Consider the following 15,761-nt stretch of genomic DNA (forward strand, 5'->3'; position numbering starts at 1 on the left):
TGCTATCCCTAAAGTTGGAGTTTAGCAAATTATTGAGATAATCAGATCAATTATTAATTCCTAATTGTAATTCGTAATATCTCCGGTGTATTTTATAAACGATAAAAATCATGAGCAAATATAGAATTTTAAAACCTGAGCAAAGTTACACCTTTAGTCAATACTTTTTGTTACCTAACCCAACAATAGATGTAGTAGCTGAGTTTGAGTACAGCTATGCTCGTACAGAGCTAGAATTACCAAGATACTTTGCTGATATTAGCTATTTAGAATTTTTGCGAAATTACTTACAGCGCAATATAAAGCTTTTTAACCCAACGGCTGAGATATCAATCAGAGAATTTATGATTGCTCCTATCCTTGCTGAAATCTGCGATCATACAAAAGCTCAACTATATAGTGAGTATCCAATTCATGTGGATGAAAAGCTCAAAGGGACTTTGGATTATTACTTACATAAATCTAACTCTCTATTAGTAATTGAAGCAAAACAATCAGATATCAGAAGAGGGTTTACACAGCTAGCAGTAGAATTAATAGCTCTAGATCAGTCTATAGACGAGCAATCATCAATTTTATTTGGTGCAGTTACTAATGGAGATGACTGGAAATTTGGTACACTCAATAGACAACAGAAGCTAATTACAGAAGATATTAAAATTTATCGTGTTCCTGAAGGTTTAGAAGATTTGGTACGAGTATTATTAGGCATCCTTTCATCTGAATTTTAAATTTTTAATTGGAGCAAAGCGACGTGACTCTTTACATTTTAAAAGCTTCAAAAAAAACTGTGCATTTAGGTGGTTTTTCCCATCTACTAGAACCAGCGCTCATTATTGATTCTGGCGATACGGTTGATGTGGAAACTTACACTGGTTACTACGTTTATGACAAAGCACCACCTGAATTTGTCACACCAGAATTTCTCGACATCTGCCAAAATCTTTTACCAGAACGCAAAATTGCTGGGGGGCCGCATTTACTTACAGGGCCAATTTATGTACGCGATGCCGAACCAGGGGATGTTTTAGAAGTACAATTAGATGCGATCGCACCTAGTTTACCCATCGGCTTCAATGCCATTCGTACAGGTTGGGGAGCTTTACCACATCAGTTTCCTCAACCTGCGTTGAGATTCATTCCTCTAGATTTAGCAAACAATATCGCGGAATTTCCGGCGGGTACTGGTATAAAAATTCCCCTCAAACCATTTTTTGGAATTCTTGGTGTCGCTACCCCAGAAACCTCTCGAACTTCTGTCCCACCAGGTTCTTACGGCGGTAATATCGACAATCGGGAACTGCAAGCTGGTTCTCGTTTATTTTTACCGATTTTTGTACCAGGTGCATTATTTTCTATTGGTGATGGGCATTCCGCACAAGGAGATGGCGAAGTGAATGTCACCGCCATTGAAACTTCTATGAACGGTAGAATTACCCTCAAACTTCGCAAGGATTTACAACTGACAACACCAATTGCCGAAACTCCAACTCATATCATCACAATGGGCTTTGCTCAAACCTTAGATGAAGCTTTAGAACTGGCTTTAAAAAATATGATTGATTTTCTGGAACGCTTTGTAAATTTGTCGCCAGAAGATGCTTATGTATTGTGTAGTTTAGCTGTGAATTTTCATATCACTCAAGTTGTCAACAGTCCCCACAAAGGTGTGCATGGAATGCTACCAAAATCAATTTTGTCTAAGAATATTAATTTATAATTTGTGAGAATTGAAATGCCCAGATTTCCGATTGATTTAATAAGTCGGAAATCTTGTTGATCGGGAAGCTTGTAAAGACGTAAGATCCTGATATAGAAACTGCTACTATCACTAGGTCGAGGTTGAAGGTAACAGGAGGTAGTAGTCACGCTTTCATACCCCAAAATCTGTATTTAATGATAGGTGTTCGCTATTTACTGAACACCTGAAAAATTTAGTTGAGCTTCAGCAATATCTTTGTTAAACCAGCGCCTAACTGCTGAACAGATTCTTGCTGTTTAGCATCTTTTAATGTGCCATCACCATTAAAAGCTTCGTAAGCTTTGGTTACTGCTATTTGGTCGGGAAGTACCAAAACTTTGATGTTTCCCAAAATAGAGCGCAAGTGAACCAAACCCCGCAAACCACCAAGAGCGCCTGGAGAAGCGCTCATAATAGTAGCAACCTTACCTGCAAAAGCAGCCAACGGCGCTTCATTTGGGGCTGGACGGGATGCCCAGTCAATGGCATTCTTCAAAACTGCTGTAAGTGAACTGTTATATTCCGGCGAAGCAATCAGCAATCCTTGATGAGAAATCAGCAAATCTTTGAAAGTGCGGGCGTTGGCTGGTAGTCCTTCTTGAGCTTCCAAATCTTCATCATACAGAGGTAGAGGCAAATCGCGGAGGTCTATATAAGTTACTTCTGCGCCTGCTGCTTGAGCGCCAGCCGCCGCGATTTTTACCAATTTTTTGTTGTAAGACTCAATCCGGGTACTGCCTGCAAAGGCAAGGATTTTAGGTGTAGATGCCATAATTGTAGGTTGAATGGGAATAATTAACCTGTTCAGCTGCATTATCCTGTTTTCAGGCGATCGCTATTTGCTACCTTTAGATTTTCTTTACAAACTTTCTCGTTATGGCGAATTGGTCAGATTCTTATCTCGGTAAGTTACGACAACTTGTAGGCGATCGCCTACTTCTATTATTTAGCGTATACGTGATTATCGAGGATAATTTGGGGCGCGTTCTGTTGCAAAAACGAAGTGATTTTAAACTTTGGGGGCTACCTGGTGGCTATCCAGAAGTAGGTGAATCTGCCGAAGAATGTTCAGCACGAGAGGTTTTTGAAGAAACTGGTTTAACGGTTAAGCATTTTATAGCTGTGGGGTTTTCTTCTAACCCAGCCTTTGAAACTGTAACTTATCCTAACGGCGATCGCGTCCAAACCTTCAATTTGATTTTGCGAGCTGTTGAATGGGAAGGCAGTCTTGCTTGCCTAGATGGAGAATCGTTAGCACTGGAATTTTTCGATTTGGCAGATTTACCTGCGTTAACGTCAAACGATCGCCCTGTTTTAGAAAAGTTTCAAGAATACAAAAAAAGCGGCGAATTTCAGTTGTTTTAAAGCATTTTCTCCAAAAACTGCTTGGCGCGATCGCACTGAGGATTTTGAAAAAACTCGTCAGGAGTAGCATCTTCTGCTAAAATGCCCTGGTCGAGGAACATAATCCGATTGGCAACTTCTCTGGCAAACCCCATTTCATGAGTAACGATCGCCATTGTCATTCCAGATAGCGCTAAAGCTTTCATCACTTCCAGCACATCCTTAACCATTTCTGGATCTAATGCAGAGGTGGGTTCATCAAACAAAATCATCTCTGGTTCCATTGCTAATGCCCGAGCGATCGCTACTCGCTGTTTTTGTCCCCCCGATAGTTTAGATGGGTACACAGACACTTTTGACTCTAAACCTACCTTAGCAAGCAATTCTAAGCCATGTTCTTGTGCTTTTTGCTTGTTAATTCCTTTCACTTTTATGGGTGCATAGGTGACATTTTGCAGCACATTCATGTGGGGAAACAAATTAAAATGCTGAAATACCATCACCAACTGCTGGCGCACCTTAGCAATGTTTGTTTTAGGCTTGGTAATTTCTTGCTCGTGAAAGTAGATTCTGCCTCTGGTGGGTTGTTCTAGTAAGTTTATGCATCGCAGAAAGGTAGACTTACCTGAACCAGAAGGGCCTAATATAGCAACTACTTCGCCCTGATAAAACTCAGTAGAAATATCTTTAAGTACGTCGAGTTTACCAAAGGATTTACATAAGAATTCTGTGCGTATTACTACATTATTCACTTTCCCGTAACCTCCTTTCTAAAGCAGATGCACCCAAGGTCATACCCATTACTAAAACATAGTAGATTAACCCTGCAAATAGCAGTGGTTCAAAATAAATATACTTATTTGCACCAACGATTTGGGCGCTGCGTAATATTTCCACTACCCCAATTGTTGACACTAGTGCGGAATCTTTGAGCAATCCGATAGTTTCATTTACCAATGCGGGGAGGATATTCTTCAATGCTTGCGGTAAAATCACATCCCACATCATCAACCAATAGGGAACACCCATAGACATCGCCGCTTCACTTTGCCCTTTATCCACCGCCTGAATTCCACCCCTGATGGTTTCCGACATATAAGCGCCAGAATTCAGGGTAAAAGTTAGCACCCCTGCCTGCAATGCAGAAATGTCATAGCCTGTAAGTTGGGGTGTTGCATAGTAAACCAATGCCAACTGTAATAACAAAGGTGTGCCTCGAAAAACAGAGGTGTAGGCGTTAGCAACCCAGGTAAGCGGCTTGATGCCGATAATTTTTAATAGAGACAGGATTGTTCCCCAAATTAACCCCAAGGATACAGATAATAGGGTAAACAACAAAGTTAAAGGGATTCCCCGAAGAATAAAGGGAATGTCTGGAATAATTCTGGTAAAGTCGAGATTTAATCCGCCTTTGGCAGGAGTTGAAGATTCAGAATTAGCGGTGATGTTTTGTGAAAACCACTTGGCGACAAGTTTATTCAATGTGCCATCGTCCTTCATTTGTTGAAGAACTTTGTTAAACGGTTCTACAAAAGAAGAACCCTTGGGAAAAGCGATCGCCGATCCACTTGCCTGCTCTGAAGGAATAGTATTAAATTCTAAATCTGGGTTAGCTTGGGCAAATCCCTTAGCAACAGTATCCTCAACAATTGCTGCATCAATTCGTCCAGATTTGATTTCCTGAACTACTTCCGGCACTCTGTTGAGTTGCTTTAGCTGAATACCCACAACTTTTTGAGCAATTTTCTGGGCATTTTGTTCTTGTATCGTTCCTAGTTGTACCCCAACCTTTTTTCCTGATAAATCTTGGGGCTGCTTCAGGTTGCTACCTTTAGGAGCGACAATAGTATCTTTGGCTTTGTAATAAATAATTGAAAAGCCAATATTTTTCTGACGTTCTGGAGTCGGAGTCATCCCAGCCATTACAAAGTCAGCCCGATTTGCTTGGAGTGCAGGAATTAATCCATTAAAATCGGATTCCATTATTTGAAGTTTAAACCCTAGTTTTTCAGCAAGGGTCTTGGCAATATCTATATCAAAGCCAACGATTTGGCGATCGCCTCCTTTCGTATCATAAAACTCATAAGGAGGATAATCTGGGGAAGTAATCATTGTCAGCGTGTCTTTCCCTAAAGATGAAGCAGCTTTTAGAGAATTACTATGTCCGATAATGCTGATTACTACTGCTACAACTAGTATCGTTGATAGCCATAATTTCTTTTTCTTCATAATTGATAATTATATAATTTAAATTCTGCACCTTAAACGCGTAAAATCGTGGGGAATTGAGGGTTGAAATTTAAACGCAAAGGGGCGCGGAGGTAGGCGCAGAGGTACGCAGAGAATAATTAAATGTTGTAATTAGCGACTGTTAAATTCTTACTTTGGTCGCCTCCAACAACTTGACGCTGGCATAAATAGCATCAATATAAGGTGTGGGAATTTGAGTAAGTTTTCCCAATTCTGCGACTGCACAAACAATAGCATCTATCTCGGTGGGGCGTCCGGCTTCAATATCTTGTAGCATTGAGGTTTTATGGGCACCGACATTTTCTGCTCCATTAATTCGCTGTTCTAAAGTGATGCCAAACTTTATACCTAAATTTTCTGCGATCGCTTGAGTTTCTGTCATCATTTGCCGCGCTAGTTCACGGGTGAGGGGATAGCGGCAAATATCCTCTAGAGTAGCACCAGTTAAGGCACTGATTGGATTAAATGCCACATTTCCCCACAACTTGATCCAAATTTCCGTGCGAATTTGATTGCGGATTGGTGCTTTGAATCCTGCCTGTTTTAAAGTCTGTGCTAATAATTGAATGCGTTCTGTTTTAGTGCCGTCGATTTCACCAAGAGTAAAGCGATCGCCTTCAATATGTTTAATCACACCTGGTTCAATTATCTCAGTTGCCGGGTAAACAACACAACCGATAGCGCGGTCAGCACCAATACTAGCTTCAATAATCCCATCTGGATCAACAGATTGAATTCGCGTACCTTCATACTCACCACCATACTTGCGAAAGTACCACCAAGGAACGCCATTTTGGGCTGTGACCACCATTGTATCAGGGTTGTAGAGTGCAGGGAGAAAAGGTGCGATCGCGGGTACACTGTGAGCCTTCACAGTTAAAATTACTACATCTTGTGGCCCCGCTTCTTGAATATCACTAGTTGCCAAAGCCGGAGTAGCAATTTGGCCAGAACCATCTGCCATAAGCAACTTCAGCCCATTTTTTTTAATTGCCTCCAAATGAGAACCACGAGCGATTAGCGTCACCTCTTCACCTGCTAGTGCCAATTTCGCCCCTAAATATCCACCAATCGCACCCGCGCCAACAATACAGATTTTCATTTTGTCAAATTACTCATTATTTCTTACTCAGCACTTTTGAAGCTTTGCATCGCTTTCAGTAAGTCTTGATGAACAGATTTTGAGGCAGCTATTATCAATCCAGGCATACTATAGTTTTCACAAGTATGCAATGGTGGTAAAGTCGAACCATCCAGAGTAGTTACAATCCAGTCAGCCTCTTTCGCAATAAAAGCGAGTCCAGCACTATCAAGAAATTTACCCGATTTGATGACTGCTCCACTTAAATCGCCACTGAGAATACCATTGAGACTGGGAATTTCAATATCACTAGAGTAATCAGTCGCTATATCGATGACTTTATATCGATCTTTTAGTAAATCTGCGATCGCATTCATTCCCCATCCCAACAAAATAGCAGGTTTGGCGGATGTTATGTGTAACGGCGCACAGGCTTCTAAACTCATCTCTAGCGTCCCTTTAAAAGCACCTTCACCTCGGAGAGCATAAAAATAAACATTTTGGGCAGGGGAAATAGCAATTACTGCTTCAAAGTCATCCGAATTTAGAATACTGAGAATAATTTGGTAATTAGAATGTCCATCCATGTAAAACTTCGTACCATCGATTGGGTCGAGTGTGACTAAATAATCACCTTCTGAACCGAGGTCGTTAGCGCGAAAATACTTAGTGTTGTTAGAACTTTCATACTCTTCACCATAAAAGCGAATATCTGGAAAAGTGCCCAGTAGTACTACTTCTACCAGATTTTGAATAGCCACATCTGCATCAGTAAGTGCAGCACTAAAAAAGTTATTTCCTTGTTCTTTGGCGGGAAGTGCAGCAATTTTTGGTTGCAGAAAACGGGCATAGGCTGCTGCTACTTTCAGATGGGGGAGTAAAGTCTCTAAAATCAGTCGAGTAGTAGGTGTTGTGGACATTGCAGCAAACTCCTTTCAGAAATCATCTACCGTTGACAGGGCGATAGAATTCTATATCTAGACAAAATTACGGTATCATTTTGATGTAATGATACCACCGTTGCTATATTACTCTAATCTGTGTGTCTGGTTAACTGCACAATCCTTAAAGGTTTAGTTTTCAGATTGAAAGACTTTGGCTGTTGTTGATTTCGGGTTAGCGATCGCCTAAAAAAGCGTAACCGTTCAGCAATACATAACCAAAAGTACTTATACGTACATTGAACGGTGAATAATGTGAAGAATATGCAAAGATGTGCCTTTAAGTAAAGATATTTAAATAAATTCGGTAGTATAGGACTATGATTTGATTTCTGAAAAAATCTAAGTAGTAAGTAGGGTGTGTTATGGCGTAGCCTAACGCACCTAACCTTTGGGCGGTGCGTTAGCCTTTGGCGTAACGCACCCTACGTATATTTCAATAATCAAATATGAGTCCTATATATAGTTAGTACAAAGTGATTTAGATGTTCTCTATTTTCAGGCTAGATAGTCACGGGCAATAGCCCACAACGAGGGTATAAAATTATTTTTGCCTATCAAGAGTGAACTCTTCCCTATTTTCACAGTAGTAGTAATTACCCATTGACAAAAAACAAATTGTAAAGTGTGAATTTTAGACATCCATCTTGGTTTTTCGAGATTTTTTCAGCTTTCATGGTTGATTAAATATGAGTGAAAAAAGTCTGAAACTATGTGTTTAACTAAATGCACGCGCTCATGAATTTGTATAGCGATTAAAAGTGTTGTTGTCCTTTGATAGTTAGATAAATGCGACCGAAAAGCCTTTTCATAAGGTGAGTCTTTGAGGAATATTACTATATTACTGTTCCTCACTCTTGAAATATAAAATATGCCGAAAACGTCAAATTTCGGCGAATTTTTATGCCCGAAAACAGCACTAGGCTCAAGATTGACAACTGAAGTTACTGAAAAAATTGATTCAAGTAGTAAAAGATTATGGCAAATATCATTGGAACCAAGGGTAATGACACGCTCATTGGCGGTGCTGGAGATAACTCCCTGGTTGGTGGTGCTGGGGATGATAATTTGAATGTTAACAATTCACAAGGCGATAACCTACTTTGTGGTGGCGATGGAAACGATTTTCTACTTGCTTTTGGTGACTACAGCGTTTACCGAGGCTCAATTTCATTTGGTAATCCAATCATAGGCAATAACACCCTCAACGGTGGCGCTGGTAATGATAACTTGAATGCTAGTTATTCAACAGGCAATAACAGACTCATTGGTGATGCTGGTGATGATAACTTGTCTGTTGGATTTTCAACAGGAAATAATTTCCTCTCTGGTGGCGCTGGTAACGATGGACTCTCCGTTTCTGGGTTATTCGATTACAGTGGAAGTTTTGACAGATATTATGGCTCTGGCAATAACACGCTCAACGGTGGCGCTGGTAATGATGGATTGGATGCTAGTTATACAATAGGCAATAACACTCTCAACGGTGGTACTGGTGATGATCGCTTGTATGTTAACAATGCAGAAGGCAATAATCTGCTCTCTGGGGGCGATGGCAATGACTCTTTCTATCTAGGCAACAACTATGAATATGTTGCCCCCTCTTCTTTAGTGACTCAAACAGTAGATGGAGGTATTGGTGATGATTTGTTGTCTGGCGATTACATCTCTGCTAACGGAGGAATCACAACAACATTCAATCCTACTACTAACATTGGATCAATTACCAGGGCTACGAATCGAGTTATTTACAAGAATATCGAACGATTAAATATCTCAGGTACAAACTACGATGACTTGATTGTGGGGAGCAATGGCAACGATACGCTCTCCACAGGCAGTGGTGGCAACGATACGATAGATGGGGGTAAGGGTGACGATTTCTTGTCCGTCGATTACAGCTATGCTACCAAAGGAATCACTTCGACATTCAATGCCACTACTAACATTGGCTCAATTACGGCCGGCACCAGTGGAGTTAGTTACAAGAATATCGAACGATTAAATATCTCAGGTACAGAATACGATGACTTCATTGTGGGAAGCAATGGCAATGATACGCTCTCCCCAGGGGAGTTCCATGATAGCCGTGGCAACGATACCATAGATGGGGGTAAGGGTGACGATTTCTTGTCCGTCGATTACAGGAATGCTACCAAAGGAATCACTTCGACATTCAACGCCACTAGTAACATTGGCTCAATTACGAGCGGCACGGATGGAGCTAGTTACAAGAATATCGAACGATTAAATATCTTTGGTACACAATACGATGACTTGATTGTGGGCAGCAATGGCAATGATACGCTCTCCCCAGGTGTTGGCAATGATACGATAGATGGGGGTAAGGGTGACGATTTGTTATTACTCTATGCAAATTCCAGTAGTACCAAAGGAATCACTTCGACATTCAATGCCACTACTAACATTGGCTCAATTACGGCGGACACGAATGGAGTTAGTTACAAGAATATCGAACGATTAAATATCTTTGGTACACAATACGATGACTTGATTGTAGGCAGCAATGGCAACGATACCTTGAACGGCGGCAATGGTGGCAATGATACGATAAATGGGGGTAAAGGTGACGATGTGTTATCCGTCAGTTACACGGATTATACCGAAGGAGTCACAACGACATTCAATGCCACTACTAACATTGGATCAATTACGAGCGGTACGAATCGAGTTAGTTACAAGAATATCGAACGATTAGATATCTCAGGTACATTTTACGATGACTTGATTGTAGGGAACAATGGTAACGATACATTGAACGGTGGCAGTGGTGGCAATAATACGATTATTGGCGGTGCGGGGAACGATACCTTGATTGCTAGCTTTTCAGGTAATAGCATCCTTTACGGTGGCGAAGGTAATGATAGCCTCAGCGTCAGCGTCTATGGAGGATCTGGTACTACTACCTGTGCTTTCAATAGTTTCAATGAAGGTGTTGATAGTATTAATGGCTTGTACCTCAACGCACCTAATGAATTTATTCAGGTATCGGCTGCTGGCTTTGGTGGCGGGTTATCATCAGGTTCACTTAAAGCAAATCAGTTTACCATCGGAACATCTGCAACCACTAACACTCAGCGATTTATCTACAACAGTGCTACAGGTGGATTGTTCTTTGACCAAGATGGTAGTGCCTCTGGGTTTACTCAGGTAAAATTTGCACAATTATCTGCTGGATTGTCAGTAAGCAAAAACAATTTTGTGGTTGTTTAATCTTTATTAGCGCTTTGATATCCAAGCGGTACGGTTTGCGAGGTGTTATTTTTAGCATCTCGCATTCGATTACTCAATGCAAGTAATTTTGGCGAGCGATCGCAATTCTTGTAGAGATCAGGTTTGATGGAACAACTAAGCTGTTACACATTTAAATTGCATAAGCTGGGCGGGCTTTTCGACCCACCCCACAAGAGTTATGTTTAATTACGCCTACCTACTTATTTTTTGGATCTTACTTAGCGATTAACAGTACTCATATCAGGATAGCGATCGCCTGCGGTAATCCCCTTTACTGCTATTGTTTCAATCCGACTGAGGTCATCTGTAGTTAGAACAATCTCAGTTGCTGCAATGTTTTCTTCTAAATAAGTGCGCCGCTTTGTACCAGGAATCGGTACAATATCTTCACCTTGAGCCAGTAGCCATGCCAAAGCAAGTTGGCTAGGTGTAACTTGCTTTTCATCAGCGATTTCCTTGACTTTTGCAACTAATTGCAGGTTTTTATCGAAATTATCGCCCTGAAACCGGGGATGATTTCTCCGGAAATCATCTGCTGCAAGGTCTTCAGGACGGGTGATGGCTCCCGATAAAAACCCACGACCAAGAGGGCTGTAAGCAACAAAACCAATTCCTAGTTCTCGTACAGTAGGTAAAATTTCATCTTCTGGATCGCGGCTCCACAAGGAATACTCTGTTTGTAGCGCGGTAATTGGATGAACTGCCGCAGCCCGTCGAATTGTCGCCGGGGCAGCTTCCGACAGCCCTAAATAGCGCACTTTACCAGCCTGTACTAACTGAGCCATTGCCCCTACAGTATCTTCGATTGGCACGTTTGGATCAACTCGATGTTGATAGTACAGGTCAATAACCTCTACTCCCAAACGTTTAAGTGAAGCATCACAAGCTGTCTGGACATATTCAGGGCTGCCATTAACTCCTTTCCAACCACCTTCTTCAGTACGAACATTGCCAAACTTGGTTGCTAATACTACTTGCTCTCGACGATCCTTAATTGCTCTACCGACTAATTGCTCATTAGTGAAGGGCCCATACATATCAGCAGTATCGAGAAAATTCACTCCCAGATCCAAAGCCCGATGGATAGTGGCGATCGCTTCAGATTCATCACGACCACTGTAAAACTCTGACATTCCCATGCAACCAAGTCCCAGTTGTGAAACTTCCAGTCCTTGTTTGCCTAACTTTCTAGTTTTCATTGAAAATCTCCCAGCTATTAAGTCTTATATGAACATCAGTATTAAAACAAATAACGACATGTTACCTAAATTACAGGAATTTGTCTTAGCTCTTTAGTAGGATTTTGACCAATTTAGTTATTTTTGGTTTTCTTTATAATTTCATTTGTATCTAAAAATGCAGTACTTCTTCACAGAGATTCAAACCATTAGATAGAAATAATTGCATAAAGACTATTTCTTTTTTAGTACGCAGAAACCAGGTTTTTAAGATTGAATCAAATTAAGTAAATTGAGGAAAGCAAAATGCCTTTAATTCGTTGGCAACCCTTTAGAGAAGCAGAAATTATGCAGCGCCAAATAAATCGATTATTCGATCAAATGCTGTCACCTCAAGAGAGCGATCGCGTACTGAACTAGAACAACGAGGTGGAGAGGTTCTGGCTGTACCTTATGATGTGACTGACAAAACTCAGATCGAGCAGATGATACAACAGGTAGGCGATCGCTTTTGTGAAAGCGATTAGGCTTGTTGAGCAGTTCAAACTTAGACAGACTTTAGTATTTTCAGAAATACTATTTTTGATTAATGACTAATGACTTTGCGAAGCGGTTTGATTTTCACTTGAAGCATTAGCCCTTAAAAGCTTTTCACCCAAATTAAATTACTGATTTCGGTACAATACCATCTGTCTGTAGAATGAAGCACATCATCAAGAATACAGCTTATCCTCTAGTGTAATTAAATAAAAACCTATCTGCTTACAAACAAAACTACTCAGTAGAATTTAGGTTTAACTTTTTACCAATTCAATCAAGAGGTACAAAATGGACGTATCACAAATTAAAGAACATTTGCCAGTTTATGCAGAAGGCCCTGGCGGTTTATCAGGGGCATCTGACACACATATTGGGAATATCGACTCCGTGGAGGGAGGCAAGTACATCAAATTGATAAAGAATAATGCTCCTGATAGACAACACCACTGGTTTCCTATTGACTGGGTAAGGGCAGTAGATGAACGAGCCGTTTATCTGAAAAAGACGGTGGATGAAGTGATACAAGAATTGCTCAATGAGCAGCCTGCTGGGGTTTAAAATTGTTAGTTGTTGAGTGGATAGCGCTGCACATCTTTTACCAAGGCAGCGCTTGCATATCTAGCATCCAGAATCAGTATCTTCTGTCCCCTATTTCACCAGCGAAACCAAATGGCTAATAAAGAGCTAGAAACGCTCAAAAAACTAGCTTTTAAACAATCTGAGCGCAGTTCAGAACAGCCCTTGTCACCACTAGACTCCAACGCTAGCTTACCCAAAGAAAAGCCTAAGCGAAATATGAACTGGTGGTTTCTAAAAATAGCATCTATCACAGGATTATTGTATTTACTCTTTATCGTACTTACTCCTACTCCGCCTCCTCAAGAAAACCGTAGAATTGGAAATACGGAAGTTATTATATTTAGTTTGATTTTGCTGTTTAACTCAGGTTTGCTAGATAATATAGATGATATCTCAATTTCAGGTACGGGAATTGCGCTAAGGAGACTCAAGCAAGAAGTTAGGGATGATATTAATAAGTTGCAAGATGAGCAAATCGCCGAACTGAATGAACAACAAAAGCGGATTGACTTGCTTCAGGAGCAACAATCAGCAACATTGCAATTTTTAGTTAGATATCTGATTGATGGCAATGAACTTAAGCATCTAATTAAGCTTAATTCTCAAGAAGAATTTAACTTTAAATTTGATAATGATTTAGCAATGGAACTGAAGCATCTTCGAGCTATGGGATTTATTAATAATTTTGTGGGCAAAGGAATTGAAAAAGTTCAACAAGATGGAGAAGGCGATTTAAAAAACTATTTTCACATTACGGAAGAAGGTAAATCGTATTTAGCTTTGAGAAAAACCTTAGGTATCAACGAAATTCCCGGACTGGGTGAAGACGGACGATGGCATCGAGACATTAGGGATTCAGCAAAAATATTGAACTAGAGAACTTTTAAAAAATAGCAAATAAAATATAACGCTTCTCGTTTATGTGAGGTATATCGGTAAGGATACCGCAGTGTCGTGCCTCTACACCTGGCGATATGTTGTATGAGAACCGCTATATCTGCCTTAAAATGGCGTTGTTGCATGAATGTGGAAAAATGGGTAGGGTGAGGAGGAAGTAATTGAACAGTAGCGCTTCATAATTACCAATTACAAGAACCAACTAAGCTAGCCACTATCTCAATTAGTTCTTCAGGATCAATGGGTTTAGATACATGAGTATTAAAGCCACCTTCCAAGGCACGGATACGATCCTCACTATCAGCAAAGGCTGTTAAAGCAATAGCCGGAACTCGTCCACCATTCATTGGTTTGAGCGCACGGATTTTGCGGATAAGAGTGTAGCCATCCTCCCCAGGTAAACCAATATCAGAAATTAAAACATCGGGTTGCAATTCAGATAAAACTTTGCGTGCCGCATCTGCTGATATCACTGCTATAACTTTTGCTCCATCCATTTCCAACACAGTAGTGATGAAGAAGCGAGTATCATCATCATCCTCAACTACCAGAATATCTAAACCAGCAAGAGTTCCAGAAGGTTCCATAAATGTCATTTTATTATAACTTTCTGTGACTTTTACCTGCTAATGATAAAATCAGCGCTTGAGAAACTCTCAAAATGACCTTTTTCAGATGCGGTGAAAAGTCAGAAGTATATAATCAACGGTAAAAAAAGGCAAGGGAGTAGGGGGAAAAACTGAATATGGTTGAATTAGTAAAAGATTTATTAAGTATATAAATTAAAGCTTTCCTTTGTAAAGCATTCTCTATCTATGGATTACTTGCCAAAGAAAAAATTTAAATAAAATTCGTTTTATAATTGCTGATAAAACTATTAGTGATGATTTGAATATAGTACTTCCCATTCATATCTTCTACAACATTATATCACGAGGTGTAGAGTGTACCTCACGTCAACGAGAACTGTTATAAATGCGATCGCAGTGCTTTGCGATCTACAAGTTCATAAACGCACGGCTTTCGATATTCTTGAGAGGTTCGATGGTTGGGCCATTGACTACGGAATTGGGCAAGAGGGCGCGATCACTCTCTAACTTCAAAACGCAAATAATGCTTCATTCTCGAAGAAATCTGCAAGTCCTATGTAGTTTTTATGTCATTTCTAGCCAGTTGTAGAGCGGGAACTGAACTCTTTTGAGTACTGTATCACTAATGTAGAGGCGTTCAACAGCACTCACACAACAACAGGCATAGAGCGGGAGAAGTGATGCAGGGTTAAAGCTGTGTTTCAAACCACAACTTCTTCACTGTCTAACGCTGTTGATATCTCTATTGAAGCTCCAACAGCACAACATCAGTTGCCAATTTGCCGAAATCTGTGACTTTTATAGACAATGGAGCCAGGAGCAATAAGCAGGGTGAAAAGGGGAAACTTTCTCCTCAGCAAAACGCAACTTGCCCCAATTCCTCTTTTCCTTCCCCCTGGAATAACTACCTCTTGCTGACAAGTCTTGTCTAGCATCAAGCTCATTGAAACTTTTATTCCTTCTCTTGGTTAGCTTTCCTTTTCTTTAAGGTTTTTTACTCTTCATTTTCAGTTAAAAGAGAGCGAATTAATTCCCGAATTACATCGGTTGCTGGTCTGCCAGTGTTTGAGCAATATTTTTCCAACTTCTCAGCCTCACCTGATGTAAGATTTATTGTAAGTCGTTTAACAGCCCATTTCTTATTCATAATCTTAGACAAGTTCGATTTCTCAACTACTTCTCTAATATCAATCACTTAATCTGTTACTACATGGGTATTATCAAGGAATTTTAATTCAAGAAATGATGAAGCAAACGAATATGTTTTTCCAAATAATAATCAAGATGTAAAGTCTATTTTAGAATATAAAGTTTAACTCCCTTAAAAGTAGCAAATATAAAGTCAGTACCAAGATAGTATAAAAA

The 15,761-nt window shown here is 40.2% G+C and carries 15 protein-coding genes; 7 read left to right on the top strand and 8 right to left on the bottom strand.

Annotated elements, in window-relative coordinates; translation table 11 throughout:
• Positions 1–110: 110 nt before the first annotated feature.
• Together V7K25_RS08715 and V7K25_RS08720 are read left to right on the top strand one after the other, a co-directional pair.
• Positions 111–731: a hypothetical protein gene (locus V7K25_RS08715; protein ID WP_335156981.1), complete on the top strand. Its 621-nt coding sequence runs from the start codon at positions 111–113 to the stop codon at positions 729–731.
• A gap of 23 nt (positions 732–754) precedes the next feature.
• Positions 755–1,720: an acetamidase/formamidase family protein gene (locus tag V7K25_RS08720; RefSeq protein ID WP_335156983.1), complete on the top strand. Its 966-nt coding sequence runs from the start codon at positions 755–757 to the stop codon at positions 1,718–1,720.
• Positions 1,721–1,934: 214 nt separating this feature from the next.
• On the opposite strand, the gene V7K25_RS08725 is transcribed toward V7K25_RS08720, so the two are convergent.
• Positions 1,935–2,555, bottom strand: a complete 621-nt coding sequence (locus V7K25_RS08725; RefSeq protein WP_335156985.1) for an NADPH-dependent FMN reductase — start codon at positions 2,553–2,555, stop codon at positions 1,935–1,937.
• A 62-nt stretch (positions 2,556–2,617) separates the two neighbouring features.
• On the opposite strand from V7K25_RS08725, the gene V7K25_RS08730 reads away from it, so the two are divergent.
• On the top strand, positions 2,618–3,106 hold the full coding sequence (locus tag V7K25_RS08730) for an NUDIX domain-containing protein (RefSeq protein WP_335156987.1): 489 nt from the start codon (positions 2,618–2,620) through the stop codon (positions 3,104–3,106).
• On the opposite strand, the gene V7K25_RS08735 is transcribed toward V7K25_RS08730, so the two are convergent.
• The 4 genes from V7K25_RS08735 to V7K25_RS08750 all read right to left on the bottom strand — a co-directional run bounded on the left by V7K25_RS08735 (position 3,103) and on the right by V7K25_RS08750 (position 7,336).
• The gene (locus V7K25_RS08735) at positions 3,103–3,837 is read right to left on the bottom strand and encodes an amino acid ABC transporter ATP-binding protein (protein WP_335156989.1); all 735 of its coding nucleotides are present in this window, start codon (positions 3,835–3,837) and stop codon (positions 3,103–3,105) included. The genes V7K25_RS08730 and V7K25_RS08735 overlap by 4 nt on opposite strands.
• Positions 3,830–5,314, bottom strand: coding sequence for an ABC transporter permease subunit (locus V7K25_RS08740; protein ID WP_335156991.1), 1,485 nt, complete (start codon positions 5,312–5,314; stop codon positions 3,830–3,832). Before V7K25_RS08740 ends, V7K25_RS08735 begins: the two co-directional genes overlap by 8 nt.
• Before the next feature lie 142 nt (positions 5,315–5,456).
• Positions 5,457–6,437 (bottom strand): 2-dehydropantoate 2-reductase, encoded by a 981-nt coding sequence (locus V7K25_RS08745; RefSeq protein ID WP_335156993.1) that lies wholly within the window; start codon positions 6,435–6,437, stop codon positions 5,457–5,459.
• A 23-nt stretch (positions 6,438–6,460) separates the two neighbouring features.
• On the bottom strand, positions 6,461–7,336 hold the full coding sequence (locus V7K25_RS08750) for an inositol monophosphatase family protein (protein WP_335156995.1): 876 nt from the start codon (positions 7,334–7,336) through the stop codon (positions 6,461–6,463).
• A gap of 999 nt (positions 7,337–8,335) precedes the next feature.
• Between V7K25_RS08750 and V7K25_RS08755 the strand changes: the two genes are divergently transcribed.
• Positions 8,336–10,591, top strand: coding sequence for a beta strand repeat-containing protein (locus V7K25_RS08755; protein WP_335156996.1), 2,256 nt, complete (start codon positions 8,336–8,338; stop codon positions 10,589–10,591).
• 239 nt (positions 10,592–10,830) lie between these two features.
• Here the strand turns inward: V7K25_RS08755 and V7K25_RS08760 are convergent, their stop codons facing one another.
• Positions 10,831–11,811, bottom strand: a complete 981-nt coding sequence (locus V7K25_RS08760) for an aldo/keto reductase (protein WP_335156998.1) — start codon at positions 11,809–11,811, stop codon at positions 10,831–10,833.
• Between the two features lie 807 nt (positions 11,812–12,618).
• Between V7K25_RS08760 and V7K25_RS08765 the strand changes: the two genes are divergently transcribed.
• Together V7K25_RS08765 and V7K25_RS08770 are read left to right on the top strand one after the other, a co-directional pair.
• Positions 12,619–12,888: a DUF2171 domain-containing protein gene (locus V7K25_RS08765; RefSeq protein ID WP_335157000.1), complete on the top strand. Its 270-nt coding sequence runs from the start codon at positions 12,619–12,621 to the stop codon at positions 12,886–12,888.
• A gap of 111 nt (positions 12,889–12,999) precedes the next feature.
• Positions 13,000–13,785, top strand: a complete 786-nt coding sequence (locus V7K25_RS08770; protein WP_335157002.1) for a hypothetical protein — start codon at positions 13,000–13,002, stop codon at positions 13,783–13,785.
• 203 nt (positions 13,786–13,988) lie between these two features.
• Here the strand turns inward: V7K25_RS08770 and V7K25_RS08775 are convergent, their stop codons facing one another.
• Positions 13,989–14,393, bottom strand: a complete 405-nt coding sequence (locus V7K25_RS08775) for a response regulator (protein WP_335157189.1) — start codon at positions 14,391–14,393, stop codon at positions 13,989–13,991.
• A 357-nt stretch (positions 14,394–14,750) separates the two neighbouring features.
• Between V7K25_RS08775 and V7K25_RS08780 the strand changes: the two genes are divergently transcribed.
• Positions 14,751–14,903: a hypothetical protein gene (locus tag V7K25_RS08780; protein WP_335157003.1), complete on the top strand. Its 153-nt coding sequence runs from the start codon at positions 14,751–14,753 to the stop codon at positions 14,901–14,903.
• Positions 14,904–15,390: 487 nt separating this feature from the next.
• Here the strand turns inward: V7K25_RS08780 and V7K25_RS08785 are convergent, their stop codons facing one another.
• Positions 15,391–15,543, bottom strand: a complete 153-nt coding sequence (locus V7K25_RS08785) for a CopG family transcriptional regulator (RefSeq protein WP_335157005.1) — start codon at positions 15,541–15,543, stop codon at positions 15,391–15,393.
• Positions 15,544–15,761 lie beyond the last annotated feature (218 nt).

Origin of the sequence: Nostoc sp., from assembly GCF_036919495.1 — a bacterium.
Taxonomy (GTDB): domain Bacteria; phylum Cyanobacteriota; class Cyanobacteriia; order Cyanobacteriales; family Nostocaceae; genus Nostoc.

What these genes read in the sequence shown, in the direction of transcription:
- V7K25_RS08715 (WP_335156981.1), top strand. Translation starts at nt 111, where the DNA reads ATGAGCAAATATAGAATTTTAAAACCTGAGCAAAGTTACACCTTTAGT.
- V7K25_RS08725 (WP_335156985.1), bottom strand. Translation starts at nt 2,555, where the DNA reads ATGCAGCTGAACAGGTTAATTATTCCCATTCAACCTACAATTATGGCA.
- V7K25_RS08730 (WP_335156987.1), top strand. Translation starts at nt 2,618, where the DNA reads ATGGCGAATTGGTCAGATTCTTATCTCGGTAAGTTACGACAACTTGTA.
- V7K25_RS08740 (WP_335156991.1), bottom strand. Translation starts at nt 5,314, where the DNA reads ATGAAGAAAAAGAAATTATGGCTATCAACGATACTAGTTGTAGCAGTA.
- V7K25_RS08745 (WP_335156993.1), bottom strand. Translation starts at nt 6,437, where the DNA reads ATGAAAATCTGTATTGTTGGCGCGGGTGCGATTGGTGGATATTTAGGG.
- V7K25_RS08750 (WP_335156995.1), bottom strand. Translation starts at nt 7,336, where the DNA reads ATGTCCACAACACCTACTACTCGACTGATTTTAGAGACTTTACTCCCC.
- V7K25_RS08755 (WP_335156996.1), top strand. Translation starts at nt 8,336, where the DNA reads ATGGCAAATATCATTGGAACCAAGGGTAATGACACGCTCATTGGCGGT.
- V7K25_RS08760 (WP_335156998.1), bottom strand. Translation starts at nt 11,811, where the DNA reads ATGAAAACTAGAAAGTTAGGCAAACAAGGACTGGAAGTTTCACAACTG.
- V7K25_RS08765 (WP_335157000.1), top strand. Translation starts at nt 12,619, where the DNA reads ATGGACGTATCACAAATTAAAGAACATTTGCCAGTTTATGCAGAAGGC.
- V7K25_RS08770 (WP_335157002.1), top strand. Translation starts at nt 13,000, where the DNA reads ATGGCTAATAAAGAGCTAGAAACGCTCAAAAAACTAGCTTTTAAACAA.
- V7K25_RS08775 (WP_335157189.1), bottom strand. Translation starts at nt 14,393, where the DNA reads ATGGAACCTTCTGGAACTCTTGCTGGTTTAGATATTCTGGTAGTTGAG.
- V7K25_RS08785 (WP_335157005.1), bottom strand. Translation starts at nt 15,543, where the DNA reads ATGAATAAGAAATGGGCTGTTAAACGACTTACAATAAATCTTACATCA.